The organism is Chryseobacterium sp. P1-3 (assembly GCF_000738495.1).
GTDB classification, from domain to species: Bacteria; Bacteroidota; Bacteroidia; order Flavobacteriales; family Weeksellaceae; genus Chryseobacterium; species Chryseobacterium gallinarum.
Map to the genome: position 1 here is coordinate 211,426 of NZ_JPEQ01000007.1, position 26,391 is coordinate 237,816.

General features: G+C 36.1%; 20 protein-coding genes and 4 pseudogenes. 18 read left to right on the plus strand and 6 right to left on the minus strand.

Annotated elements, in window-relative coordinates; translation table 11 throughout:
- The first annotated feature begins 354 nt into the window (after window positions 1–354).
- The 10 genes and pseudogenes from HX13_RS09485 (at window position 355) to HX13_RS09530 (ending at window position 9,517) form a co-directional block, all read left to right on the plus strand.
- The gene (locus HX13_RS09485; RefSeq protein ID WP_050021390.1) at window positions 355–1,056 is read left to right on the plus strand and encodes a GIN domain-containing protein; all 702 of its coding nucleotides are present in this window, start codon (window positions 355–357) and stop codon (window positions 1,054–1,056) included.
- Window positions 1,034–1,234 (plus strand): hypothetical protein, encoded by a 201-nt coding sequence (locus tag HX13_RS09490; RefSeq protein WP_050020884.1) that lies wholly within the window; start codon window positions 1,034–1,036, stop codon window positions 1,232–1,234. Before HX13_RS09485 ends, HX13_RS09490 begins: the two co-directional genes overlap by 23 nt.
- 185 nt (window positions 1,235–1,419) lie before the next feature.
- A complete protein-coding gene (locus tag HX13_RS09495) occupies window positions 1,420–1,773 on the plus strand; it encodes a four helix bundle protein (protein WP_050021391.1) in 354 nt (117 codons plus the stop codon).
- 256 nt (window positions 1,774–2,029) lie between these two features.
- Window positions 2,030–3,745: a phospho-sugar mutase gene (locus HX13_RS09500; RefSeq protein ID WP_050020885.1), complete on the plus strand. Its 1,716-nt coding sequence runs from the start codon at window positions 2,030–2,032 to the stop codon at window positions 3,743–3,745.
- 14 nt (window positions 3,746–3,759) lie between these two features.
- Window positions 3,760–4,668: a hypothetical protein gene (locus tag HX13_RS09505; RefSeq protein ID WP_050020886.1), complete on the plus strand. Its 909-nt coding sequence runs from the start codon at window positions 3,760–3,762 to the stop codon at window positions 4,666–4,668.
- A gap of 28 nt (window positions 4,669–4,696) precedes the next feature.
- Window positions 4,697–5,950, plus strand: a complete 1,254-nt coding sequence (locus HX13_RS09510; protein WP_050020887.1) for a pyridoxal phosphate-dependent aminotransferase — start codon at window positions 4,697–4,699, stop codon at window positions 5,948–5,950.
- A gap of 258 nt (window positions 5,951–6,208) precedes the next feature.
- Entirely contained in the window at window positions 6,209–7,180 is a 972-nt protein-coding gene (locus HX13_RS09515) for a phosphatase PAP2 family protein (protein WP_316931284.1), read from the plus strand.
- A gap of 220 nt (window positions 7,181–7,400) precedes the next feature.
- The gene (gene kdsB, locus HX13_RS09520) at window positions 7,401–8,123 is read left to right on the plus strand and encodes a 3-deoxy-manno-octulosonate cytidylyltransferase (protein WP_050020889.1); all 723 of its coding nucleotides are present in this window, start codon (window positions 7,401–7,403) and stop codon (window positions 8,121–8,123) included.
- Window positions 8,124–8,241: 118 nt separating this feature from the next.
- Window positions 8,242–8,905 (plus strand): annotated as a pseudogene (locus tag HX13_RS09525) (histidine kinase).
- A 36-nt stretch (window positions 8,906–8,941) separates the two neighbouring features.
- Window positions 8,942–9,517, plus strand: a complete 576-nt coding sequence (locus HX13_RS09530) for a glutathione peroxidase (RefSeq protein ID WP_050020890.1) — start codon at window positions 8,942–8,944, stop codon at window positions 9,515–9,517.
- Window positions 9,518–9,635: 118 nt separating this feature from the next.
- Here HX13_RS09530 and HX13_RS09535 read toward each other — a convergent pair whose 3' ends face one another.
- Window positions 9,636–10,295 carry an NAD(P)H-binding protein gene (locus HX13_RS09535; protein WP_050020891.1) on the minus strand — a complete coding sequence of 220 codons (660 nt, stop codon included), beginning with the start codon at window positions 10,293–10,295 and terminating at the stop codon, window positions 9,636–9,638.
- Window positions 10,296–10,426: 131 nt separating this feature from the next.
- Here HX13_RS09535 and HX13_RS09540 point away from each other — a divergent pair, with 131 nt between their 5' ends.
- A complete protein-coding gene (locus HX13_RS09540) occupies window positions 10,427–10,783 on the plus strand; it encodes an MmcQ/YjbR family DNA-binding protein (protein WP_050020892.1) in 357 nt (118 codons plus the stop codon).
- An 85-nt stretch (window positions 10,784–10,868) separates the two neighbouring features.
- Window positions 10,869–11,363, plus strand: coding sequence for a hypothetical protein (locus HX13_RS09545; protein WP_238555206.1), 495 nt, complete (start codon window positions 10,869–10,871; stop codon window positions 11,361–11,363).
- Window positions 11,364–11,403: 40 nt separating this feature from the next.
- On the opposite strand, the gene HX13_RS09550 is transcribed toward HX13_RS09545, so the two are convergent.
- Window positions 11,404–12,324, minus strand: coding sequence for a bifunctional riboflavin kinase/FAD synthetase (locus HX13_RS09550; RefSeq protein ID WP_050020893.1), 921 nt, complete (start codon window positions 12,322–12,324; stop codon window positions 11,404–11,406).
- 206 nt (window positions 12,325–12,530) lie between these two features.
- Between HX13_RS09550 and atpD the strand changes: the two are divergent.
- The 3 genes and pseudogenes from atpD to HX13_RS09565 all read left to right on the plus strand — a co-directional run bounded on the left by atpD (window position 12,531) and on the right by HX13_RS09565 (window position 15,312).
- Window positions 12,531–14,040, plus strand: a pseudogene (gene atpD, locus HX13_RS09555) (F0F1 ATP synthase subunit beta).
- A 90-nt stretch (window positions 14,041–14,130) separates the two neighbouring features.
- On the plus strand, window positions 14,131–14,412 hold the full coding sequence (locus HX13_RS09560; RefSeq protein ID WP_050020894.1) for a FoF1 ATP synthase subunit delta/epsilon: 282 nt from the start codon (window positions 14,131–14,133) through the stop codon (window positions 14,410–14,412).
- A gap of 81 nt (window positions 14,413–14,493) precedes the next feature.
- Window positions 14,494–15,312, plus strand: a complete 819-nt coding sequence (locus HX13_RS09565; RefSeq protein WP_050020895.1) for a hypothetical protein — start codon at window positions 14,494–14,496, stop codon at window positions 15,310–15,312.
- 181 nt (window positions 15,313–15,493) lie between these two features.
- Here the strand turns inward: HX13_RS09565 and HX13_RS09570 are convergent, their stop codons facing one another.
- The 4 genes and pseudogenes from HX13_RS09570 to HX13_RS09585 all read right to left on the minus strand — a co-directional run bounded on the left by HX13_RS09570 (window position 15,494) and on the right by HX13_RS09585 (window position 21,126).
- Entirely contained in the window at window positions 15,494–17,689 is a 2,196-nt protein-coding gene (locus tag HX13_RS09570; RefSeq protein ID WP_050020896.1) for a B12-binding domain-containing radical SAM protein, read from the minus strand.
- Between the two features lie 83 nt (window positions 17,690–17,772).
- Entirely contained in the window at window positions 17,773–18,660 is an 888-nt protein-coding gene (locus tag HX13_RS09575) for a DMT family transporter (RefSeq protein ID WP_238555207.1), read from the minus strand.
- A gap of 72 nt (window positions 18,661–18,732) precedes the next feature.
- Window positions 18,733–20,005: pseudogene (locus HX13_RS09580) on the minus strand (aminotransferase class I/II-fold pyridoxal phosphate-dependent enzyme).
- Between the two features lie 83 nt (window positions 20,006–20,088).
- Complete coding sequence (locus HX13_RS09585; RefSeq protein ID WP_050020897.1) at window positions 20,089–21,126, minus strand: PLP-dependent cysteine synthase family protein; 1,038 nt, start codon at window positions 21,124–21,126, stop codon at window positions 20,089–20,091.
- A gap of 221 nt (window positions 21,127–21,347) precedes the next feature.
- On the opposite strand from HX13_RS09585, the pseudogene HX13_RS09590 reads away from it, so the two are divergent.
- The 3 genes and pseudogenes from HX13_RS09590 to HX13_RS23990 all read left to right on the plus strand — a co-directional run bounded on the left by HX13_RS09590 (window position 21,348) and on the right by HX13_RS23990 (window position 26,260).
- Window positions 21,348–24,835, plus strand: a pseudogene (locus HX13_RS09590) (DUF2723 domain-containing protein).
- An 88-nt stretch (window positions 24,836–24,923) separates the two neighbouring features.
- Window positions 24,924–25,472, plus strand: a complete 549-nt coding sequence (locus tag HX13_RS23985; RefSeq protein WP_238555208.1) for a hypothetical protein — start codon at window positions 24,924–24,926, stop codon at window positions 25,470–25,472.
- Window positions 25,469–26,260 carry a hypothetical protein gene (locus HX13_RS23990; RefSeq protein WP_238555209.1) on the plus strand — a complete coding sequence of 264 codons (792 nt, stop codon included), beginning with the start codon at window positions 25,469–25,471 and terminating at the stop codon, window positions 26,258–26,260. Before HX13_RS23985 ends, HX13_RS23990 begins: the two co-directional genes overlap by 4 nt.
- Window positions 26,261–26,391: the final 131 nt, after the last annotated feature.

The window sequence follows — 26,391 nt, forward strand, 5'->3', positions numbered from 1 at the left end:
TATTATAAAACATCTCAAAAAGTAATGTTTTTTGAGATGTTTTTTCTTTTATGGAATGCCTGTAAGTAGAAATTACTGGCTTTTATTTTTAATGGGTTAAATTTCAACCTCTGATTTTATAAGAATAGGACAAAAAAGAAAATTAAACTTCTCCCTGAAAAGTAAAAAAAATTGAAAATTATCAGGTATTTTTATTGTCAAAAGACAAAGTTTTTTTAAAAAATTTTAATCCTATTTTTGTTACATAATAGAGTTGGGAATTCTCTGGATCAGATGTAAAATGGCTTTGAGGATTTTCGATACGAATGATTATGTTTAATCATCAGAATGATAATAGATTATTTAAAATTAAATATGAAAAAAATAGTATACACATTAATGCTGATGGCGGTTATTTCCTGTGGTAAGGTTTCTCCAAAAGGAAATATTGAAAAGAAAGATGTGGATGTTTCAGAGTTTGTTAATCTGGATCTGAATGGTAAATTCCGTGTATTTTATGCCAGGGGCCCGAAAAATTTTGTGGAAATTGAGACGTATCCCAACATAGCAAATAACCTTGACGTTGATGTAAAAGATAAAACACTTTTCATTAAAGAAAAGAGAGGAACAAAAGGAGTGGATTTTTATAACGTGACCATTTATTCAAAATATAACCTAGAAAAAGTAGCAGTTTCCGATTCCGTGGAAATGAATATTTCGAGTGAAATTAAAACAGATAATTTCAGACTCAATATGAAAAACAATGCAAGTTTCATGGGATCTGTAAACACCAGAAGAGCAGAAGTGGAGATGCAGAACAGAAGTAGAGCCAATTTTTTGGGATTAACGAAAGAAGCCGTAATAAAGATTTCAGACACAGCAAGTTTAATTGCTCCCTACTGGAAAATCACCAACCTGAATATTGATTCTAAAAACGGAAATTATGCAGAGGTCAATGTTAAAGATTCTTTGAAAGGAAATATTCAGAATACTGCCAAATTTATCTATTATAACGATCCGATCAGAGCGTTTAAGGTAGAGAAAACGGCAAAAGTTGAAAATAAGAAACTGGATTAGTAGGCTGGAAGAAGGAAGCCAGAAGTCGGGAGAACTTTTAGTTTACCATACTTTTTCCTCTTTTAACCTAAAAACAAAATATAAAAACAAAGGCAGAAAGCTTGAAACTGGGAAAAGAGAAAACTTCCATCTCCCAGCTTCGATCTTCCAGCTTAAAACAAAACAGAATAATAAATAAAGAGCAAAGGTTTGAATTTAGGCTAGAAGAAGGAAGCCAGAAGTCGGGAGAACTTTTAGTTTACCATACTTTTTCCTCTTTTAACCTAAAAACAAAATATAAAAACAAAGGCAGAAAGCTTGAAACTGGGAAAAGAGAAAACTTCCATCTCCCAGCTTCCTTCTTCCAGCCAAAAAACAAAATGTATGAGCTTCAAATTTGAAAAATTAGTGATCTGGCAAAAATCGATGGATTTTGGAGAGCATATTTTTAATTTGTCTCAAGGATTTCCAAAGAACGAGATGTTCAATCTTACCTCACAAATAAGACGGGCATCAGATTCTATAGCACTGAATATTTCGGAAGGAAGCATTTTACAATCTAAACTAGAATTTAAAAAATTTTTAGGATACTCAATCCGCTCTTTAGCTGAAACGGTAACCTGTTTATATAAAGCAAAAAATAGAAAATATATTACAGAAGAAGAATTTAGTAAATTGTATGATGAAAGTTACAACCTTATGAATCAGGTTGTGGCTTTTAGGAATCAGATAGTTTAGGCTGGAAGAAGGAAGCCAGAAGTCGGGAGAACTTTTAGTTTACCATACTTTTTCCTCTTTTAACCTAAAAACAAAATATAAAAACAAAGGCAGAAAGCTTGAAACTGGGAAAAGAGAAAACTTCCATCTCCCAGCTTCGATCTTCCAGCTTAAAAACAAAACAGAATAATAAAAAAAAGCAGAATTCTGAAGCTCGGCACAGAAACATCTTCCAGCCTCCAGCTTCCTTCTTCCAGCTTAAAAAACAAACATAAATATGACAACATTAGAAAAAGCAAAACTTTGGCTACATGAAACATTCGATAAAGAAACAAGAGATGCCGTACAATTATTAATTGACAGCAATTCACCTGACCTCGAAGATTCTTTTTACAGAGAACTTGAGTTCGGAACAGGAGGAATGCGCGGTATTATGGGAGTAGGAACCAATCGCTTAAACAAATATACATTGGGACAGGCCACCCAGGGACTTGCCAACTATATGCTGCAGCAGTTCAAGGGAGAAGAAATCAAAGTCGCTATCGCTTATGATGTTCGTAATAATTCAAAAGAATTCGGAAAATTGGTTGCCGATGTTTTGACAGCAAACGGAATTAAAGTATTGCTTTTCAAAGACCACAGACCCACTCCGGAACTGTCTTTCACTGTTCGTGATAAAAAATGTAACGGAGGAATTGTATTAACAGCCTCTCACAACCCACCTGAATATAACGGTTACAAAGTTTATTGGAATGACGGGGCACAGATCGTACCACCCAACGATGAAGCGATCATCAAGGAAGTATATTCTGTAAAATTCGATGAAATTAAGTTTAACGGAAATGATGATCTGATCGAATGGATCGGAGAGGAGCAGGATGATGTGTACATCGATGCCTGCATTGAAAATTCTACCTATCAGAATGTAGGAAAAGAAAACTTAAATATTGTTTTCACATCCATCCACGGAACTACCTATACAACCATTCCAAAAGCTTTAGAAAAAGCCGGGTTTAAAAAGATTGATCTGGTAAAAGAGCAAATGATCCCAAGTGGAAACTTCCCAACGGTAGATTCTCCAAATCCGGAAGAACCGGCAGCGTTGGAAATGGCGTTGGATCTTGCAAGAATAACCAATGCTGATATCGTGATCGGAACAGATCCGGATGGTGACAGATTGGGAATTGCTGTAAGAAACCTTGAAGGTGAAATGCAGTTACTGAACGGTAACCAAACCAATACCATCCTTACTTATTACATTTTGAACGAATGGAGAAAGCAGGGAAGAATTACAGGAAAAGAGTTTATTGGTTCTACGATTGTAACATCTGATATCTTCTATGATATTGCTCAAAAATTCGGAGTAGAATGTAAGGTAGGTCTTACAGGATTCAAATGGATTGGGAAAATGATCCGTGAAGCAGAAGGAACACAAAAATTCGTATGCGGTGGAGAAGAAAGTTTCGGATTTATGACAGGAGATTTTGTTCGTGATAAAGACTCTTGCGGAAGTATTCTCTTGGCTTGTGAAATTGCTGCATGGTGCAAGGCTAACGGAAAAACAATGTATCAGTACATGATTGAGATCTACAAAGATCTTGGAATGTATTATGAAGGATTAATCAATATTGTAAGAAAAGGAAGAGAAGGAGCAGAAGAAATCCAGAGTATGATGAAAAACTTCCGCGAAAATCCTCCAAAAGAATTGGCAGGTTCTCCGGTAGAAGAAATCAAGGATTTTAAAGAGCAGACAAGCTTTACCGTTTCTACGGATGAGAAAAAGGTAATGGCTGATATTCCAAAGTCTAATGTATTGATATACTATACTCAGGATGGAACAAAAGTATGTGTAAGACCTTCAGGAACAGAACCCAAAATTAAGTTTTATGTTTCCGTAAAAGATGCCATCACTTCTGAAGCTGACTTTAAGGATAAATTGAAATCATTGGAAGCTAAAATTGGAGCGGTTAAAACAGATTTAAAACTGGATTAATCACCGGATAGCAGATGATAAAAAATATTATAACAGTTTGTATACTGTTTGCAGCTGTAGTTTCCTGTAAAAAGGAAGTTACAGTTTCTGATGTAAAACCAGCAAATGACTCAATTGCCAAAAACGAAACCAAAGAAGATCTGTATAAACCAATTGATACAGCCTGTTCTCCGGCCAATAAAACGGAGGATTATATAAACTCCCTTCAATGGTATCGTACTAAAACAGATAAGGAGATTGCAGGAAACAGTCTGGAACAGAATGATAAAACGTATGAAGACTTTCTAAAAATAAGAGAAAAATATACAGAATGCCTAAGTTCTTTGCATGCTGACATTTTAGACAAATATGTCAATTATTATGATGCAGAAAAAGAACGATACAATCTTCCGGATAATGTGAAAAAACTCGCAACCGAATTTAAAAAAGCAGGTCTCGAATTCAGGGAAGTAGGAGAAGGGATGACTGAAATCTGGACGGTTCCGGGATATTATTCATCTGTTTTTAAGAATAAAGTGACACCGGATTATGAGACTTATATTATGCAGAATGACAAAGAAAGCGAGACCAATTATGCAGCAGATGCCGGTTTGATGATCTCTTGGGAAGAATTGGGAAATAGGTTGATGTTCTGGGAAAATTTCATCAACAAATATCCTAAAAGTAAGTTGATGAAAACGGTAAAGGAAGGGTATAATATGTACCTGATCGATTATCTTCTGGGAATGGATAATACGCCAACCTACCAAATAGATTTCGACAAAGGGACCGGAAAACTATACGATGAAAACAGAGCGGAATTCAATAGGATTATCAAAAAATATCCGAATTCCAATACGGCAAAAAAAGCAAAAGAACTAATAGCCCTTTTTGATGCACAGATGCCGGTAGATCAAATACATGAGAGAATCCGTGTAGAGTAATAATAGTAAATTTTAAATAAGAAATAAAGTGAAAGTTTCAAAATTAGCGGCGAACCTGATTGGTTCTGAAATTGTAAAAATTGGTAACGAAGTAAACGATCTAAAAGCAAAGGGTGCAGAAATTGCCAATCTTACTATTGGTGACCTGAATTCTAATATCTATCCTATCCCGGCATTGCTGAAGGAAGAGATTCAGAAAGCCTATCAGAATAATCTGACAAATTACCCACCTGCCAACGGACTTTTATCTTTAAGAAAAGAGGTTTCCAAAGATCTGAAAAACAGATGGAACCTGGATTATGCTCCTAATGATATTTTAATTACCGCAGGATCAAGACCTTTGATCTATGCTGTATACAAAACTATCGTAGATGAAGGAGATAAAGTTGTATACCCAACTCCATCCTGGAACAATAATCATTATGCTTACCTTACTTCTGCGAATGCTGTAGAGGTAAAAACAAAGCCGGAAACCAATTTCCTTCCAACAGCAGATGATTTAAAACCTCATTTGGATGGAGCCGTTCTATTGGCTTTGTGTTCTCCACTAAACCCAACAGGAACAATGTTCACCAAAGAGCAGCTTTCAGAAATCTGTGAATTGGTAATTGCTGAAAACAAAAAAAGAAGAGCGGATGAAAAACCGTTATACTTAATGTATGACCAGATTTATTCTAACCTTACTTTTGGTGCAGAGCACGTAGATCCGGTTTCCCTTTTCCCTGAAATGAAAGAATATACCATCTACATCGATGGTATCTCAAAATGTCTTGCAGCAACAGGAGTACGTGTAGGATGGGGATTCGGGCCGGCCCACATTATCGATAAAATGAAAGCGCTTCTTACCCACGTAGGAGCCTGGGCACCGAAGCCTGAACAAGAAGCTACTGCAAAATTCTATGAGAATCCTGAAAATGTAAATACATTCGTAGCTGATTTTAAAGCTAAACTGGAAGAAAGCTTAAAAGTTCTTCACGGAGGCATTCAGGATTTGAAAGGAAAAGGATTATCCGTAGACAGTATCGAACCGATGGGAGCACTTTATCTTACCATCAAACTGGATTATATCGGAAAAACTAAACCTGACGGAGCTGTAATTGAAAACTCATCAGACCTGGTATTTTATCTGATTAATGAAGCAGGGGTTGCCTTGGTTCCTTTCTCTGCATTCGGAGAAGAAAAATCAGAGCCTTGGTTCCGTGCGTCAGTAGGAGGTCTTGCTATCGACGAGATCAAAGTGATGCTTCCGAAACTGGAAAGCGCTTTGAATAAGCTAAAGTAATAAACGTAAATTAATTTATAAATGTACCAGTGTAACAGCCTTCCAATTTTCATTGGTGGTTATTGTTACACTGGTATATTGATATATTGATCATTATTATATCCTATGGAATTATTTTTTTATCACATTACCTTTTGTAAAAAAAATTAAATAAAAAATTAAAATTAAATAAATATTTGTAGTATAATCTGACAGGAATTACCTTTGGGATTTCATAAGTTAAGATAAACAGGGTTGAAAATAACAAAGATGAAAAAAATGAAATTTCTGCTTTTACCAGTATCTCTATGGCTCTCCGCACAGGAGCAGGATACATTAAAGGTGAAAGAATTACAAAAAGAAGTCCTTAAAGTACAAACTTATACACTGAAAGACGGCTCTGTCCGGACCTATCCTAAGCCCAGACTATTGGATTTTGTCACCAAATTACCCAGAAATTTTATTGATACCAATAAAGATTTTGTAGCGAAAGACCATGCTTATTATTTAGGGGGAGCAGTAGTTTCTACGTTAATTCTTTTGCCTTTTGATCAAAAACTGATAGATAATTCAAGAGAATTGGGGGAAAGATGGGGTATGGACAAGGATAATAATTATACAAAGCTCGGTGGAGTTTTTAAAATACCCAAAGATATCGGTTCAACCTTATATTTGATAGGAAACGGTTCCACACTGGTATTGCTTGGAATCGGTTTTGGTACTTACGGATTGATCAAAAATGATTACAGGGCACAGGCTACAGCAAGCGGATTGATGGAAAGCTTAATTCTCTCAGGAGTTTTTACTCAAACCATTAAACGAATTACCGGAAGAGAAAGCCCGTTTATTGCAGAAGAATATGGACATAAAGGCGGAGCCTGGAATCCTTTCCCAAGTTTTTCCGCATTCAGTAAAAATACGTCGAATTATGATGCAATGCCGTCAGGACATTTAACAACCTTTATGGCCGGTATCACCGTTATTGCAGACAATTACCCGGATGCCAAATGGATAAAACCTGTGGGATATACCTTGGCCGGGGCATTGTGTTTTCAAATGATGCAAAGTAAAGTACACTGGGCTTCAGACTATCCGTTGGCTTTATTGATGGGATATTTTATCGGGAAAACCATCTCAAAAAGCAGGTATACATCTTCAGAAGGTACTATAGGAAAAACAAAATATAAATTTGACCTTACAGCTTCCCGGCAATGGGAGTACAATATGGTAGGCGTAAAGCTTTCTTTTTAATTTTCACTCATTTAAAATTTATACAATTCTCACATTTGCATTAAAAGTGTGGGAGTTTTTCTTTTTGAAGACAGAAAAGATTGCTGGACGCCTGGACAGAATACTATATTTTATAGAACAAAGTAAATAGTTTTCACTATTTTTGGTCTGAGATAAGCCTTATTATTCCTTGCAAAACGGAATGGCGATTTTAAAAAAAACTTAATTAACATTTTACTGAATGAAAATAATTGCTGTGATCCCTGCCCGTTATGAAGCGAGCCGTTTTCCGGGGAAATTAATGCAGACTCTGGGAGAGAAGACCGTTATTACCACTACTTATCAGAATGTGGTGGAAACAGGTTTGTTTGATGAAGTGTTTGTAGCTACAGATTCCGGAATTATTTTTAAAGAAATCGAAAAAAATGGAGGGAAAGCTGTTATGACAGGACAACATGAGACCGGAAGTGACCGTATTGCTGAAGCCGTACAAAATATCGACTGTGATATCGTGATCAACGTTCAGGGAGATGAACCGTTCCTTAAACTGGAACCTCTGCAACAATTGATCGACGTTTTCAAAGCAGATGATCAACAGGAAATTTCCCTGGCTTCCCTAAAAATAAAGCTGTCTGAAAAAGAAGAAATAGAAAATCCCAATAATGTAAAAGTCATTACGGACAATAATGGTTTTGCCCTGTATTTCAGTCGTTCTGTGATTCCTTTTCACAGGGAGGTTTCTTACGATATAAGCTATTTCAAACATATCGGGGTGTATGCTTTCAGAAAAGAAGCCTTGCTGCAGTTCTCCAAGTTGGAAATGAAACCATTGGAAATTTCTGAAAAAATAGAATGTATCCGTTATCTCGAATATGGCATGAAAATTAAAATGATAGAAACCAACTTTGTAGGAGTAGGTATTGATACTCCTGAAGACCTTGAAAAAGCCAGAAAGTTGATTTGAAAATGAAAGCAAAAAGTGAATCGCTGATTTACAGGTTTGTCTTTCCGCTTTCTCTGCTTTCTTAACCTTTTGTTATTTCGCTTAAATCCCCTTATATTTGAATTTATAAATAAAATTAATGAAGAAGTTACTTTTAGTATTTAGCCTGATATTTTCGCATTATGCTTTTGCCCAGACGGCAAAAGAGATCATAGACAAAAACATTGAGCTATCCGGAGGATTAACGAATTGGAAGCTTTTAAATTCAGTATTGCTGCAGGGAAAAGTAGTGTTGGGAATCAAAGATGAATATCCTATAAAAATTTACCAGCAACGCCCGAACTTCACCAAAACGATCATTACGATCAACGGGAAAGATACTGCTATTGAAGGTTTTGACGGAACTAAAGGGTATGCAATGAACTACGCTGCCAATAAACTTCAGGAATATCCGGAGTATGTACCGGAAAGCTTTGATAATGATTTTATCGACTGGGAAAACAAGGGATTTGATGCCAGATATCTCGGAAAAGAAAAAGTAGGAGAGATCTATTGCCATAAAGTGGAACTTACCAAAAAACGTCAATAAGAACATGTATTATTTTGATGCAAAAACGTATATGTTGCTAAAGGAAGTGAAAAAAGACGAGACGGTAATTTATTCAGACTATAAAAAAGTGGGTAACCTTACAATGCCTTTCAGGATAGAATCTTCAAGCTCCAAAAAGGACGGTGACTATGTCATGCTGCTCAATAAAATAGAGGTGAATAAAGTTTTTCCGGCCAATATTTTTAAGTTTTAATCCAACTGCTGTAACCGGCAAATAAATTAATAAGAAATGAAAAAGATTTTTTTACTGCTGCTCTCCTTTATGGCATTTTTGCAGAGCTGCACCAATCAAAAAAGCGAAATTTCTAAAGCTAAAACCAAAGAACTTATGGGAAAAACGATATACGACTTCAAAGTGGAAAGCCTGGATGGTAAAGAAATCAACTTTGCAGACTTTAAAGGGAAGAAAATCCTTATTGTCAACACTGCTTCAGAATGTGGTTTTACTCCACAGTATGCAGATCTTGAAAAAGTATATGAGCAGTATAAAGATAAACTGGTAGTGGTAGGATTTCCAGCCAATAATTTTGGTGGGCAGGAGCCGGGAACCAATACTGAAATCGGAGCATTCTGCCAGAAAAATTATGGAGTCACATTTCCAATGGCCGCAAAAGTTTCTGTAAAGGGGGATGATATGGCACCTATCTTTAAATATTTAACAGAACAGGAATTAAACGGAGTAAAAAATACCACGATCCTTTGGAACTTTACGAAATTCCTGATCGATGAAAACGGAAAACTGATTGATACGTATGTAAGTACTACCAAGCCGACAAGCGAGGCAATTACAAAACATCTGAAATAACATCACAAGAAATTTATAAGTTCGAAGTGGATTCCCCTGGATCCACTTTTTTATTTTTTGAAAACAAGCTGCAAGGAAAAACTCTAGAATCCGAATAGGTTAGCCGTGACTTATTTAACTATTGCTCAATGACTTTATCTGCAAAGCAGAAAATATTTCCCAGCTTAATACTGGAATAGCCGTTGCTTTTTATTTTGGAAGAATTGATCATTGCTTTAGCCAGAACATCAGTAGGCAAGGGTTTTTGGCTCTCCAGCAAGCCGAATTTGTTGGCAAACTTTATAATCCGGCTGCCTAATACTTCACCGGTTCTTTCAGAATTTCTTCGTTCCAGCATCCCCGGTTTGAAAATGGTAATTTTATTAAAATGAAGTTGTTTTACCGCTTCCTCCAGCTCTCCTTTCATTTTTGAATAGAAAATTTTGGATTTCGGATTGGCCCCATAGGCGGAAACAAGAATATAATCTTCAACATTATTTTCTTTGGCGGCCTTTGCAAACTCATATTGATAATCAAAGTCCACCTTTTTCTGGGCTTCTTTACTTCCGGCATCCTTTAAAGTCGTTCCCAAACAGGAAAATGCAACATCACCTTTTACCATATTCTTCCATTCTTCAGGTTTTTCAAAATTAACAATATGAACCTTAAGTCTTTCGTTTTCAATGTCAACAGGTCTTCTGACAAAAATATCAACTTCGTCAAAATCTTTATCATTCAATAACTGATTAACCAGGTCTTTTCCTGTGGCACCTGTAGCGCCGATTACCAAAGCTTTCATAATATTGTAATTGGTGAAACTATTTTTCTCTTCTAAATTTACTAAATTTGAATTAAAGGATTAAATATTTTTATTCAATATCATTTATCGTTACAAATATTACTTACAATCACTTACTTACCCTTATTGTCATGAATGCTAACGAAATTTTAGATTATTGTCTGACCAAAAAAGGAGTTACGGAAAGTTTCCCCTTCGATAATGAGACACTGGTATTAAAAGTAGATACGAAAATGTTTTTACTGATGGGGCTTGAAAAACAACCGTTATCAATTAATGTGAAAACAGATCCGGAATGGAGTGCTGAACTCCGGGAACAATACCCTCAGATTACTGGTGCCTATCATATGAATAAAACCCATTGGAACTCTGTAATGGTAGATGGATTAAAAAAAGATTTGATCCTTAAACTTATTGATCAGTCCTATGAGCTGGTTTTTCAATCTTTGACAAAAAAAGCCCAGAATGCTGTTAATGATTCTTTATAATCCGGATGAAATCTGCTCTTTAGGTATGGATTTTGTTATCAATAATTAGTGAAATAGATGAACAATATTAATAAAATAAGAACAAATGAAAAATCACCTTTTAGTATTTATAGCAGCCGGTACATTGATGCTATCAAGCTGCAGCAAGCCCCCGCAAAAACCTGGCCCTGATGAAAAGGCTCCGGCTCCAACAGTGGCTCATCCTGAAACCTCAAACAATCTGAAAATTGAATTTTCGGGAACAGAAAATTTTACGATTAAAAATCCTAAGCTTAAGGTAAGTTTGTATGGTGCTGATGAAAGGCTGGCAGATGCTCCTGCTACATTGATTACAGAAATGGAATACGAGCAAAAATCAGTTCCTTTTACTATTGATTTACCGGTACCTGAGAATGCAGAAAATAAAATCAATTCCAAACCGGCAGGCCCTGTTAAATATTATGTGACAATAAGCTGGGATTCCGATGGAAATGGAAAAGCAGGAGAAAAGGGAGATATATTTATTGACTATGATAAGCAGTTTCCTAATGTAAAATTAAATAATGAAACACAGAAAGTTTACCTAAAAGTTTTGAAATAAATAAAAAGAGCTATTCATCATTGTTGAATAGCTCTTTTCATTAGAAATTAAATCCTTCTGTTAATCGTTTATCTTCATCTAACCTTTCAATTAGTTTTTCAATTCCTTCAAATTTGATTTCATCATGAAGGAAATCCCTGAATCTCACGGTAATTTTTTCATCATAAATATCATTATCAAAATCAAGGATATAGACTTCTACCGTAAGTTTTTCACCATTTACCGTAGGGTTGGTTCCAATACTCAGCATTCCTTTGTAGAATTGTCCCTTTATATCAACTTCTACGATATAAGCTCCCTTTTTAGGCAAAAGTTTAATTGATTCTGTATCAATATTGGCTGTAGGATACCCAATAGTCCTTCCGATTTTCTTACCATGAACTACCGTTCCTGAAACAGAGTAGGAGTATCCCAGCATTTCATTGGCCTCCCGGATCTTTCCTGCTAAAAGGGCATTCCGGATCTTTGTTGAGCTGATATTATTTTCATGAATATTGATAGCTTCCATCTGTTCCACTTCAAAATCAAGTTCTTTGGATAACTTTTGGAGGAGTTCAAAATTTCCGCTTTTGTTTTTGCCGAAAGAATGGTCATACCCGATAATAAGGTATTTTACATTCAGCTTGTCAATTAAAATCTGACGTACAAATTCTTCTCCGGTTAAATTTCTGAACTCTTCATCGAATTCTTTCAGAAAAAGATTATCAATGCCGTATCTTTCAACCAGTTGCTTTTTTTCCTCCAGTGTATTCAGAAGTTTTAAATCTTCATTAGGATTAAAAACAAATCTTGGATGAGGCCAGAATGTAAGGATAGCAGTCTCCAGATTGTTTTCTGTACCTCTTTTAATAAGTTCGTCGATGATACTTTTGTGTCCGAGATGCACCCCGTCAAACATACCTAAAGATAGTGCCAGAGGCTTTTGGGAGGAGTAATCTGTAAAATTCTTGAAAACTTTCAAAACGGAAAAATTTTGATTGCAAATATAGATATAATGTAACAATCTATCAATATAACGATGTATCAATATTTTTGCAGGTAAACAGGCTGGACAGATAGTAAACTGCTGCATAGGTAAATTTGTAAAAAAGCATGATAAAAATCTTTTTTTTACCAATTGCGGGTTTATGAAGAATCACTATATTTGCACCAAGAAAAAATTTAGCAATGGCAAACCAAATTAAAGGTAAAATTTCTCAAATTATTGGTCCGGTAATCGACGTTGTCTTTACAGATGTGGAAGCTGTTCCAGCAATCTATGACGCGTTAGAAATTACAAAAGAAAACGGTGAAAAAGTAGTTTTAGAGGTAGAACAACATATTGGCGAAGATACAGTAAGATGTATTGCAATGGACGCTACTGACGGTCTTAAGAGAGGTCAAGAGGTAATCGGATTTGGAAATCCTATTACTATGCCAATCGGTGAGGCAGTAAACGGAAGACTATTCAACGTTGTTGGTGATGCTATCGATGGACTTCAAGATATTTCTAAGGAAGGTGGTCTTCCAATTCACAGACCAGCTCCAAAATTTGATCAATTATCAACTTCAGCAGAAGTTTTATTTACAGGTATTAAAGTAATCGACCTAGTTGAGCCTTACGCAAAAGGAGGTAAAATTGGTTTGTTCGGTGGTGCCGGTGTAGGTAAAACAGTATTGATTCAGGAGTTGATTAACAATATTGCAAAAGGGCACGGAGGTCTTTCTGTATTCGCCGGAGTAGGTGAAAGAACGAGAGAAGGAAATGACCTGTTAAGAGAGATGCTGGAATCTGGAATTATCAAATATGGTGATGATTTCATGCACTCTATGGAAAATGGAGGTTGGGATCTTTCTAAAGTAGACTTGGAAGCTATGAAAGATTCAAAAGCAGCATTCGTTTTCGGACAGATGAACGAGCCGCCAGGTGCAAGAGCGAGAGTAGCCCTTTCTGGTCTTACATTAGCTGAATACTACAGAGATGGTGGTGAAACCGGACAAGGTAGAGATGTACTTTTCTTCGTAGACAATATCTTCCGTTTTACACAGGCTGGTTCTGAGGTGTCTGCACTTCTTGGTCGTATGCCATCAGCGGTAGGTTACCAACCGACTCTTGCTTCTGAGATGGGTGCGATGCAGGAGAGAATTACTTCAACTAAAAATGGTTCCATTACTTCAGTACAGGCGGTATATGTACCTGCGGATGACTTAACTGACCCGGCTCCTGCAACTACGTTTGCCCACCTGGATGCAACTACAGTACTTGACAGAAAGATTGCTTCATTGGGTATTTATCCAGCGGTAGATCCACTGGCTTCTACTTCAAGAATCCTTGCTCCGGAAGTTATTGGTCACGATCACTACAACTGTGCTCAAAGGGTAAAAGAAATCCTTCAAAGATATAAAGCACTTCAGGATATTATCGCCATCCTTGGTATGGAAGAACTTTCTGAAGAAGATAAATCAGTTGTTTACCGTGCAAGAAAAGTTCAGAGATTCTTATCTCAACCTTTCCACGTAGCAGAGCAGTTTACAGGTATCCCTGGATCATTGGTTGATATCAAAGATACAATCAAAGGATTCAATATGATTATGGATGGTGAATTGGATCACTTACCAGAAGCAGCTTTCAACCTGAAAGGAACTATCGAAGAAGCTATCGAAGCTGGACAAAAAAATGCTAGCTGAAAACGCTTAATATAATTAGACATAAAGATAGCAGATAACAGACATGAGACTTTAAGGTTGTCTGAAATCTGAAATCTGAAATCTTCAAATCTAAATTAAAATGAATATAAAAATTTTAACACCAGAATACGTAGTTTTTGAAGGAGACGTAGATTCGGTATTATTGCCTGGAAAAAATGGTGAGTTTCACATCATGAAAAACCACGCAGGAATCGTTTCTTCTTTAATCGGAGGTGATGTAAAGCTTTTTGCTAATTCTATTGATGAAGCTTATGCTAAAAACTTCACTAAAGAATCCGGAAAAGACTCTGTTTTTGCTTATGCAATCAAAAGCGGTGTTGTAGAATTTAATCATAATAAAGGAATTATCCTTTGTGAATAATTAAATGAAAAGCTAAATATATTTTCAAGAAAGTGTAACTTTGTGTTACACTTTTTTTTATGCATGTAAAAATCTGATTCTATGAAGAAAAGTATAATCATATTCTTTACAGTTCTGGGAATATTCCTCAATGCCCAGAATATCAAAACCAAAAGAGGAATTATCAATGTAGACGGTATCCCGGTAGCCAAGATTTCCGGCAAATCCAATGAGTATACTTTTATGGATTTAAAGGAAACTCCTTTATATACTATGAAGTTTATTGATAAAAGTATCGTAGATTCTGTCAGGGACAGCTATATACAGCTCAATAGAGTATATAACAGGGATAAGGTAATAGAACTGGATTATATTTCACCTTCAGCATTTTCAGGTGAAGAGAAATCTGCCGTTTATACTTCTGTAAAAGGACTTAAAATCATAGATAATAAAGGAATTAATATCAAATCCCTGGACGAACTTTTTTCTAATGTTCCTAAAAGAAAACTGGATACCAAAACCAAAGAAGCCTATACAATCAGAACCAAGATTGATAAACTGAATATTGAAGTAAATAAAGTAGGAGAAATTTTAAGCAACGGTGTCCCTGTAGGCTATTTTACCAATTTGCCGGTGAGCTTCGGGTCAGATGATACAATTATGGACAAAACTTTTGTAGATATTGAGATTTACGATGCCAAAAGTAAATATATCGGAAAATACATCACAACTACAAAACAGCTTAAAACAGCAGGAGGAAAAAGCTTTACTCTTTACAGGGAAATGTCCGGAAGAGCATCTATATTGAAATATCCCACCTATAAAGCTATTGCAGAAAGAATGGCTATTATGGATCCCAATTTTATTAAAATACAGGAAAAAGTTTCCGTAGGTCCTGTTGTAAAAGAAGGAACCCATTAGTAAAAAAAACTTACGGGAATTTTAACATCAACAATAAGTGCCATCAACAGAAGCTGTCATATATTATAAAATTAATGATAAACATCAATAGGAACGGACTTTAGTCCGTTCTTAATAATATGATAATTCCAAACTGGCTTCAGCCAAAACCTGAAATCACAATATTAAAATTGGGAAAAATCTATAAACTTAAAATTACCCCATTTTCTTTCAATTGCTGTATGGGCTTGGAAAACCAGAACAATTCAAAATCCTCAAAACTCTCTTCAAACTGGGTTTTAAGCTGCTGTAACGTAGATTTTTTATTATTTTCTATAGCATTTTCTTTCAGAATGGCCATCAGCCATTCCGCTTTTTCCTGTTCCACTTCCACTTTTACGATATTGGTTTTTAAATGGAACGTGAGCAGAGTATAGCTACCGGGATATTTCTTTTTATTTTTTATACGATTCTCAGCGATTACGTTTTTGGTTAAAAAGATAATTTTTGAATTTCCTTTAAAATTGAACTGTTCGTCATCCAGAAGACAATCGTGGATATAATCCGGATGAATAGTTGTTTTCGGAATTTTAAAATCGAACCATTCCTGAAGCGGTAATTCAAAATTAATTCCGTGCATATAATTGAAGAGAGATTTTTTTAAACCAAAGCTGAATTTATTGTGATCGATTCCGGTTTTATCTTTAAAATCTATATCGTTGTTGGCAAATTGAATTTCCTGCTTTACCGGAATAACTCCAAAATCATCGGGGCTGATACCGACAGGAGAGTGAGCCGTCATAGCAAACTGATGCCAGAATCCACTCTGAAGAATTCCCATTTCAAACATCTGGCGTACCATTTCCAGAGAATCTACAGTTTCCTGAATGGTTTGAGTCGGGTAGCCGTACATCAGATAGGCATGGACCATAATTCCTGCTTCCGTAAAGTTTCTTGTTACTTTAGCCACTTGTTCTACGGAAACTCCCTTATCGATTAGCTTCAACAACCGGTCACTGGCAACTTCCAATCCTCCTGAAACCGCCACACATCCGGAAAGTTTAAGCAGATAGCATACATCCCGGGTAAAGCTTTTTTCAAAACGAATATTAGTCCACCAGGTAACCACCAGATTCCGGCGAAGGATTTCCAGAGCCACCTCTCTCATTAATGCCGGTGGAGCGGCCTCGTCTACAAAATGAAACCCTGTTTCTCCGGTGGTTCTGATCAGGTTCTCCATTCTGTCTACCAGAATTTTGGCGGAAATAGGCTCATAAATCCTAATGTAATCCAAAGAAATATCACAGAAAGTACATTTTCCCCAATAGCAGCCGTGAGCCATAGTTAACTTATTCCATCTTCCGTCACTCCATAAACTGTGCATAGGATTGGCAATTTCAATGACGGAGATATATTGATCCAGCTTTAAATCTGTATAATCCGGAGTACCAATTTCAGCTTGCTTGTAATCGTGCTTCTTAGAATTGTTTTTATAAACAACTTCCTGATTTTCAATTAAAAATGTTCTTTTGTATTGGGGCTCATCACTTTGTTTGAAATGGCAGACATTTTCATAAAGAAGCTCAAGGGGAACTTCACCATCATCTAAGGTAATAAAATCAAAAAATTCAAAAACTCTCTGGTCTTTTACTTCTCTTAATTCAGTATTGGGGAAGCCTCCGCCCATAGCGGTTTTAATGTGAGGGTAATTCTTTTTTATAAATTGGGCACATTTGAACCCTGAGTATAAATTCCCCGGAAACGGTACAGAAAAACAAACCAGTTTTGGCTGCACAGTTTCTATTTTCTCACGAAGGATTTTCAGTGTAAAATCATCAATAAATGTTTGTTCTCCGGATAATTTTGAATATAATTCATCAAAGGAATTGGCGCTTTTACCAAGTCGTTCTGCATATCGGCTGAACCCAAAGTCGGGGTCAATATTTTCAACAATATAATCTGAGATATCTTCTAAATACAGTGTAGCCAAATGCTTGGCTTTATCTTGCAAACCCATGTTTCCGAATGCAAATTCCATATCATCCAATTGGTTGAAACGGGAAGCTTCCGGGAGAAAATTCATGCTGCAGATCTGTCTTGCCAAAGTGGGGGTCTTACCCTGTAAAAAAGGAATAACCTGGTCAATGGTTTTTAAATACTCCTCTTTTAATGCAAATATTCTCTGTGTGTTTTCTGATGCATTTTGAAGGTCAATCTTTTTATCAAAAACTTTTTGAAGGCCTTCTTTGGAAAATAATTCCAAAATAACATCAATCCCCAGATCAATCTGATAGCTGGATATATTTTTGGTATTCAAGAACCCTTTAATATAAGCTGTCGCAGGATAAGGAGTATTAAGTTGGGTAAAAGGTGGAGTAATGAGAAGCAGATCTTTCAACGGAAATTTTTTACAAAGTTATTCCAAAAGTTTTTTCAAAAAAAAATATTTTATCCTGTTCGCTTATAAGTAAAATGTAAGAATCATTTTTTTAAACATGAGCTGTATTTTTGCGGTCGGAAATAACATTCAGTATAACTCCGAGTAAGATAAGGGTAATCCCAATAAGCAAAATTGGTGGTAAACTTTTCATTAAATATAAATACGCTTACCATTACAGCAACTACCGGTTCCAGTGCTCCCAGAATGGCAACCGGTGTAGAGCCTATATGTTTAATGGCATATACCAGGCATAAACTGGAAATAACCGTGGTAAGGAAAGCAAAAATAAGAAAGTTTAAAAAGATAGCCGTAGAGGGAATAGCAAATGATTCATGCCCTATAACAGATTTGGTCATAAAAAATAAAGAAGTAAAAAGCATAGAGTAGAAGGTGAGCTTAAACCCCGAAACTTTCAGATTTGATTTGTTGACAATCACCATATAAAGTGCATAAAATAATGAACTGAGCATAACAATTCCAAGGCCTGCAAAATTGATTTCAAAACCGGTTCCTTTCAGGCATAAAACAATTACTCCTGCAAAAGCGAAAAGGAGAGAAATTATCGATAATCTGTTAAGCTTCTCTTTATAAAAGAAAAACATAATCAAAGCTACAATAACAGGATAAATGAACAGAACGGTGGAGGCAATTCCCGGGGTAAGAAAGTCATAGCCTAGAAACAAAAATTCTGAGGAAAGGGCATAGCATATTCCCAGAATAGCCAATATTAAAGCTTCTCTTTTATTAATTCTGAAATTTTGCCGGGAATAAATCAGATATCCGCCTATCATCAGGGCAGAAAAGAAAAACCTGTAAAACAGGGTAATGTCCATTGAAAAATGAGCCTGCTTGATCGGCAGGATGAAGATTGGTATTAATCCGTATGAAACGGCTGACAAGATCCCCAATATATATCCTCTGAGTTTCATTCGTTTTTATAGTTTATAGCTTTTAAAATAAAAAACCACTGATGAATTTTCAGTGGTTTTTTATTGTTATGATTAAATCGGTTTAAAACTTAATCCTTGTTCCTGCAGTAATTTTTGTTCCTGTTCTTTATAGTAACCACTTACTAATTTATCATGAATAGCTTCAAATGCCGCAAGAGTTTCATTAATCTCAGAATCGGTGTGAGAAGCGGTAGGAATTAATCTTAACAGAATCATTCCTTTTGGAATGACCGGATATACTACAACAGAGGTGAAAATCCCGTAAATTTCTCTGAGATCTTTTACCAGAAGAGTAGCTTCTACAGGAGTTCCCTGCATCATTACCGGCGTTACACAGGTATTGGTATCTCCAATGTTGAATCCTCTTTCTCTTAATCCGTTCTGTAATTTATAAACATTTTCCCAAAGCTTTGCCTTGATTTCAGGTCTCGTTCTTAATAGCTCCAGTCTCTTTAATCCTCCGATTACCATTGGCATGGTAAGAGATTTTGCAAAAAATTTGTGATCTAAGATTGAATTTCAGATATCTGATAACCTCTTTATCTCCGGCAAGAAATGCCCCGAAACCAGCCATTGATTTGGCAAAAGTAGAGAAATATACGTCAATCTGATCCTGGCAGCCTTGTTCTTCACCGGCTCCGGCACCTGTTTTTCCAAGTGTTCCGAATCCGTGAGCATCATCTACCAAAAGCCTAAAGCTATATTTTGATTTCAGGTCGCAGATTTCTTTCAGTTTTCCCTGCTGTCCTCTCATTCCGAAAACCCCTTCTGTAATAACCAGAATACCTCCTCCGGTCTCTTCAGCTACTTTAGTGGCCCTTTGCAGGTTTTTTTCAAGACTTGCCATATCATTATGCTTGTAGGTAAATCTTTTTCCGGAATGAAGCCTTACTCCATCCACGATACAGGCATGAGAGTCCATATCATAAACGATTACATCATTTCTGTTGACCAGGGCATCGATAGTAGATACCATTCCCTGGTAACCAAAATTTAATAAGTAGGCCGATTCTTTTTGTACAAAGTCTGCCAACTCTCTTTCCAGCTGAAGGTGCTGGTCTGTTTCACCTGACATTGCTCTGGCACCCATAGGATAAAACATTCCGTATTCTGCGGCAGCTTGCGCATCGGCTTCTTTTACTTCAGGGTGGTTACAAAGTCCCAAATAATCATTGGCACTCCAGAAAATTACTTCTCTACCTTGAAACTGCATTCTGGGACCGATAGGGCCCTCTAGTCTTGGGAAAATAAAATATCCTTCTCCATAATCTGCAAATTGTCCAAGTGGTCCTGGATTTTCTTTTATTCTTTCAAAAATATCCAACATTGTATCGTAATTTTTAAGTAAAAAAGCCTTTTTTGTAGAACACGCAAAAGGCTTTATTTATATCGTGATTTTATTTGTTCTTATTTGATAAACTCTGTTTTGAAAACTTCGTCATAATTGTGAACGCAGTTATTGACAAATCCTTGTTCAGCCATCCATTTATCGCTATACACTTTGGTAATGTATCTTGAGCCATGGTCAGGGTATATTAAAACGATCACATCATCTTGAGTAAGTTCATGAGATTGTGCATATTGTATTAATCCCTGGGTAACGGCTCCGGTTGTGTAGCCTCCCATAATGGCTTCTTTCAAAGCGATTTCGCGGGTTCTGTAAGCGGACATTTCATCATTTACCCTTACAAACTCGTCTACTTTATCAAAAAGAAGAGCGGAAGGAATTAAATTTTTCCCCATTCCTTCAATCTGATAAGGATGTACATCTTCCTTGTGGATTTCTCCTGTTTCGTGAAAGCTTTTCAATATGGATCCGTCTGCATCTACTCCGATGATCTTGATATCCGGATTTTTTTCTTTCAAAAACTTGGCGGAGCCTGATAGGGTACCTCCTGTACCGGTACAGGCAAAAAGGTGAGTAATCCTACCTTCAGTTTGTTCCCAGATTTCAGGGCCGGTGGTTTGATAGTGTGCATCAATATTCAATTCGTTAAAGTATTGATTGATGTAAATAGAGTTGGGCGTTTCCAGAGCGATTCTTTTAGCCACTTCATAATATGATCTCGGATCATCTGCTGCTACATTGGCTGGACATATGTATACGGTAGCTCCCAATGCCTTTAAGTAAGCGATTTTTTCAGGTTTTGTTTTATCGCTTACCGCAAGAATGCACTTATATCCTTTAATAATACAGACCATTGCGATAGAAAAACCTGTGTTTCCGGAGGTAGTCTCTACCACTACGGAATCTTCTTTTAATAAGCCTTTTCTTTCTGCATTTTCTATAATGTGAAGTGCAATTCTATCTTTTGTGGAATGTCCAGGATTATATGATTCTAACTTGGCATAAACGGTTGCTGGTATATCTTTTGTCACAGTGTTTAGCTTCACCATAGGGGTGTGTCCTATTAGGCCAAGGATATTATCGTAAACATTACTCATTATTTGTTATTTTCAATAAAAATCTGACTGCAAAAATACAAAAAAATAAATAATTACTAAACTTTTGTTTGATTTCTAGAGGGTCGTTTCTTAATTTTTTTTTTCTTGTTTACAGTTTAGATAGGACTATGATCACAAATTCTGCGCCAAATTTTTAAATTTTGTTAAAAGCTCCCTAAAATAATATAAAAGCCTTATTTTCGCATAATTGATTTAATACTATGAAAAATTGGACTTTTAGGCAATGGAACACCGTTTTAGGATGGGTGATTTTCGTCATTGCGTTTTTCACGTACTTGTCCACAATAGAACCCAATTTCAGTTTCTGGGATTGTGGTGAGTACATTTCTTCTGCAGTAAAACTTGAAGTAACGCATGCTCCGGGAGCAGCTTTATTCCAGATCGTGGGTGCCGTGGCAGCCATTTTTGCATTAGGGAAAGGCGAAAATTATTCCATCATAATTAATGCGATGTCTGCATTGTTCAGCGCGTTGACTATTTTATTTTTGTTTTGGACGATTACTCATCTTGTAAGAAGGCTACTCAACAAAGATTTTGAAGAAATTACAAAACATCAGGAAATTTCTATTTTATTTGCCGGAGCAGTGGGAGCATTGTGCTTCACTTTCTCTGATACCTTCTGGTTCTCGGCGGTAGAAGGAGAGGTTTATTCGATGGCTTCAATGTTTATCGCTCTTTTGGTCTGGTTGATCACGAAATGGGAAAATGAGTATCAGGCGGCAGACAGTGAAAGATGGATTATCCTTATTTTCTTTATTTTAGGACTTTCCGTTGGGGTACACATGATGTGTATGCTGGCAACTCCTATGGTATGTCTCATATATTACGCACGAAACTACAAGTTTACCTGGAAGAACTTTATCTGGGCTAACCTTATTACATTGGGAATTTTAATTGTTGTTTTCAAAATTATTTTCCCTCTGATTATGACGATGTTCGGAAGACTGGAAATTTTCTTCGTGAACGGGCTGGGACTTCCTTTCCACTCAGGAACAATTGCTGCATTTATTTTAATGGCTCTGATTTGCTATCTTATGATCAAATATGCCAGAAAAACAAAAAGAAACCTATATCAGACTATAGCTTTATCTGTAGTATATATGATCATCGGTTTCTCTTGCTGGATGGTAATTCCGATCAGGGCAAATGCCAATCCGCCAATGAACCTTAATGATCCGGATACGGCGATCGGGATGCTGGATTATTATAACAGGGAGCAGTATGGTGACTGGCCAACGATCTACGGACAAAACTATACAGCATTTCTTGATGCAAACGGAATCGAGAAGAATGAGGACGGTAGTTTTAAAACGAAGAAAACCGGAGAAATTTATGAAAAAGATGAAAAAACCGGAACTTACAGAAAGACAGGAGACCGATTCAATTATGTATTCAATAAATCTCATATAAGCTTAATGCCAAGAATGTTTAATGAAGATAAAGATGTCATGGCCAATTATATTTCGATGTATGGGGCTCCTGATTTTACCTTCAATTATGCCAATGAAGATGTGGCAGACAATCCACAGGCTAAGCAAATCTTTGATGAACTAAGAACAAAATATGAAGATAAAACAATCACGGCTTCAGATTATTTAAAAGTGAAACCTTATAACCTGATCAATGTTCAGAAGCCTTCATTGCTTCAGAATATGGATTATTTCATCTCCTTCCAGAATGGATATTATTTTGTAAGATATCTGATGTGGAATTTTGTAGGAAGACAAAATGACCTTGAAGGAAATATGGAAAGCACAAAAGGAAACTGGATCTCAGGAATTCCGTTTATAGACAATCTTTTGGTAGGAAATCAGGATAAATTGCCTGCTAAATTCAAAAATGAAAGCACCGTAAAGTTTTTCTTCCTTCCATTAATTTTAGGTTTAATCGGATTCTTTTTCCAGTTGAACAGAGATTTCGGAAGATTCTATGCACTATTATCTCTGTTTATTATAACGAGTGTGGGAATTATTTTCTATACGGGGGTAAAACCTTTTGAACCAAGAGAAAGAGACTACGCTATGGTAGGATCTTTTTATGCATTTGCTATTTGGATCGGATTGGGAGCAGGAGCTATTTTATGGTTCTTACAATCCAAAATAAAATCTAACGGAGCCAATATCGCTTTAGGCGTGGTATTACTGGGAGTGCCTTTTATGATGGGATTCCAGAATTACAATGTACATGACAGAAGCAACAGGTATACAGCTTATGATTATGCATATTCGGTATTAAAATCATTGCCGAAAAACGACATTTTGTTTGTTTACGGGGATAATGATACGTATCCGGTTTGGGCAATCCAGGAAACGGAAAGATTCAGAGATGATGTGAAAGTGGTTAACTTTACCCTTGCTTCAACACCTTGGAACTTAGATCAGGTGAAAAGAAGAACCTACAATGCGATGGGAATCCCAAGTGAACTGACACATGAAGATTACCGAGACGGGGTAAATGACCAGATCTATATGATGAAGAAGGAAGATTGGGAAGGTGTTTTCTCTATGTTGAAAGAGCAAGGGGCTCCTGAAACAGAATTCCAGTCTTTCAGAAAGTACCTCACCCAGGATTCGTTAACATTAAAACAGGCAATTGAATTCATCAAATTCAAATCCCCGGAAAAAGATGAATTATTAAAAATGTATTTCGGAGAAGAGAAATACGAAAAGTATAATATTCTTCCGGTAAACAAATTCGTCCTTCCTGTCAATAAAGAAAATGCTTTAAAAGCTGGAATTATCAATCAGGCAGACCTTCCAAATGTTGCCAATCAGATTATGATTACTTATAAAGGAAATACCCTTTATAAAAACAATTTGATTTTATTGGATCTATTGGCCAATTTCGATTGGAAGCGTCCCATCAACTTTTCATCGGGAGGTATTTATGACAGCGAAAATATATTTTATCTGAATGAATATCTTCAGTTTGATGGTTTCAGTTATAGATTAGTACCAATTCATACACCTCCGACTCCTGACGGAGATATGGGTAGAGTGGATGCTAACTCTCTTTACAATGTGGTGAAAAATTTCAGATGGGGGAATTTTAAAGATTTAAGTGCTCACTTTGATGAAACTGCGACATCCAATATTATGAGTTACAGAATGTCTGCAAGCAGAGCTGCTTCAGCACTTGCCTTAAGTGGACAAAAAAGCGAAAGCAATCGAATTATTGGATCTTGCTGCTAAGGAAATTCCTGCTGAAAAATACAATGATCCACGTTCATTAAGTTCTATCGTATCTGGATATATCATTGCCGGTCAGGAACAAAAAGGTCTTCAATTGGCAGAAGTACTTAAGAAAGGAATTTTTGATGAATATGATTATTATTTGAGCCTTTCAAAAACGGATCAAAGCTATCTGAGAAGACAAATAAGAACAAAACCTATGGAATATTCACTGGTAGTTTCAGCAGTAACAGATGCTTATACCAAGATAGGGCAGAAAGAAAAAGCTTATGCATATCTGATAAAATCCGTTGAGCCAATAGATAAAAAAATTCAATGCTTTTGTAAAGGATTTACAGCAGATGGGTAAAGAAAAAGCCATAAAAGAATCTGAAGAAGTTCAAAAGATTACGCCGTTCTATCAGTATTTATTTGATGTGATGGAGCCTTTTGATTCTACCTATTCAAAAGAAAAAGAAAATCAGATTACTTCAGCAATTATTAAAGCAACACAATAAACACTTTAAAACGGAACTTCGGTTCCGTTTTTTTATTATTGGGAATCCTGAATTTTAAGATTATATTTGTGAAACTTAAAAATACAGAATGTCCGAAACAAAAAATAGCAGGTTCCCCATCTATGCTGTAATTTTTACGGTAGCTTTTAAACTTCTTTTTTTATTAACGCATTATATCCAGGAAGATGCTTTTATCACCTGGAGAGTTGCCCAGAATTTACTGGATTACGGGGTTATTGGTTTCAATGGGGAAACAAAAATTTCAGCTTCTACTACCCATTTATATGTTTTTGTATCCTATTTTTTCAACCTGATCTTTGGAAAGGAGCACTTTATTGTACCAATTTTACTCTTCAATTCTATCCTTTTTACCATAGGAACATTATTTCTTTCTCATCTGGTTCTTAAAAAAGGCTGGCAAAAGGCTGTTTTTATATTTTTAATAGGAATTTTGCCTCCGGCGATCAAAATTTCAATCCTGGGTATGGAATACGGAATTTTATTTTTCCTGGAAATGGCATTGTTGTATTATGGTTTTAATAAAGGAAAAAAATGGGCCTTTATTTTTCTTCCTGCTTTGATCATGTTTACAAGGATCGATACGGTTATTTTCCTCGGAATTGTTTTTTCTCGTTGACTTATTCTGGAATAAAAAAAATCAGATGGAGCTATGTTTTCGGAGGAGTTCTGGGAGTTTCTGTTACAATGGCTTTCAATTGGCTGTACTTCGGTGAACTGGTAAATAATACCATCACAGCTAAGAAATTATTATACGAACAGGCTTTTACTTTTCAGCAAAGCCTTCATTACTTTTTAGTAAGTTTTGGAAATTTCTGGGGAATGCTGAAGGTTCCGGGAGAATTTAATCCGGTAACCATTATCGTATTGATCTTTGAACTGCTTTGCTTTATATACCTTGTAAGGCAGAGACAATCCAGAAATTACTTCCTTTGGATCATCTTTATGTTCGGGTGGACAAAACAGATTATTTTTATTTCCCAGAAAAGCTTGTTCGACTGGTATTATTGGGTGCCTCAACTTTTACTTTTTGTACCCGTAGTTATATTTGTACTGGAACAGAAAGAGAAAAGAAAACTATGGTTATCCCTGTTAATTATATTTTATATCCTTCCGATGTTTGCCTTTCAAACTATTCATTCTATTGCCACCGGAAATGGAGAATGGAACTACCGCAGAACAATCGGAATATTTCTAAACCAGTATGAAAAGGATAAAAACCAATGGATTTTACTGGAACCCGCCGGTTATGTGCCATATTTTTCAGGATTGAAAACAATAGATGAGGTAGGATTGGTAGACAAACAGATTCAGGCAGAAATTAAAAAAGATAAAGCCAATTATTGGATCAATACTGTAAAGACAAGAAAGCCCAAATATCTGCTTTCCTATAAAAAATTTATATGAAGGGAATACCGCTGATGCTTTTTATTACCAGACCCATTATAGACTTTTAAAGGAGTTCAGGGTAAAGGATCATTTGAAAAGTGATAACAAAATCCTTGAAAAAATTTATAAGTTAAAACCTTCCGGAACGG

Bases quoted from the DNA above. Each gene is read 5' to 3' on its own strand.
- HX13_RS09485 (WP_050021390.1), top strand. From the start codon at position 355: ATGAAAAAAATAGTATACACATTAATGCTGATGGCGGTTATTTCCTGT.
- HX13_RS09495 (WP_050021391.1), top strand. From the start codon at position 1,420: ATGAGCTTCAAATTTGAAAAATTAGTGATCTGGCAAAAATCGATGGAT.
- HX13_RS09500 (WP_050020885.1), top strand. From the start codon at position 2,030: ATGACAACATTAGAAAAAGCAAAACTTTGGCTACATGAAACATTCGAT.
- HX13_RS09505 (WP_050020886.1), top strand. From the start codon at position 3,760: ATGATAAAAAATATTATAACAGTTTGTATACTGTTTGCAGCTGTAGTT.
- HX13_RS09515 (WP_316931284.1), top strand. From the start codon at position 6,209: ATGAAATTTCTGCTTTTACCAGTATCTCTATGGCTCTCCGCACAGGAG.
- kdsB (WP_050020889.1), top strand. From the start codon at position 7,401: ATGAAAATAATTGCTGTGATCCCTGCCCGTTATGAAGCGAGCCGTTTT.
- HX13_RS09530 (WP_050020890.1), top strand. From the start codon at position 8,942: ATGAAAAAGATTTTTTTACTGCTGCTCTCCTTTATGGCATTTTTGCAG.
- HX13_RS09535 (WP_050020891.1), bottom strand. From the start codon at position 10,295: ATGAAAGCTTTGGTAATCGGCGCTACAGGTGCCACAGGAAAAGACCTG.
- HX13_RS09540 (WP_050020892.1), top strand. From the start codon at position 10,427: ATGAATGCTAACGAAATTTTAGATTATTGTCTGACCAAAAAAGGAGTT.
- HX13_RS09545 (WP_238555206.1), top strand. From the start codon at position 10,869: ATGAAAAATCACCTTTTAGTATTTATAGCAGCCGGTACATTGATGCTA.
- HX13_RS09560 (WP_050020894.1), top strand. From the start codon at position 14,131: ATGAATATAAAAATTTTAACACCAGAATACGTAGTTTTTGAAGGAGAC.
- HX13_RS09565 (WP_050020895.1), top strand. From the start codon at position 14,494: ATGAAGAAAAGTATAATCATATTCTTTACAGTTCTGGGAATATTCCTC.
- HX13_RS09575 (WP_238555207.1), bottom strand. From the start codon at position 18,660: ATGAAACTCAGAGGATATATATTGGGGATCTTGTCAGCCGTTTCATAC.
- HX13_RS09585 (WP_050020897.1), bottom strand. From the start codon at position 21,126: ATGAGTAATGTTTACGATAATATCCTTGGCCTAATAGGACACACCCCT.
- HX13_RS23985 (WP_238555208.1), top strand. From the start codon at position 24,924: ATGTCCGAAACAAAAAATAGCAGGTTCCCCATCTATGCTGTAATTTTT.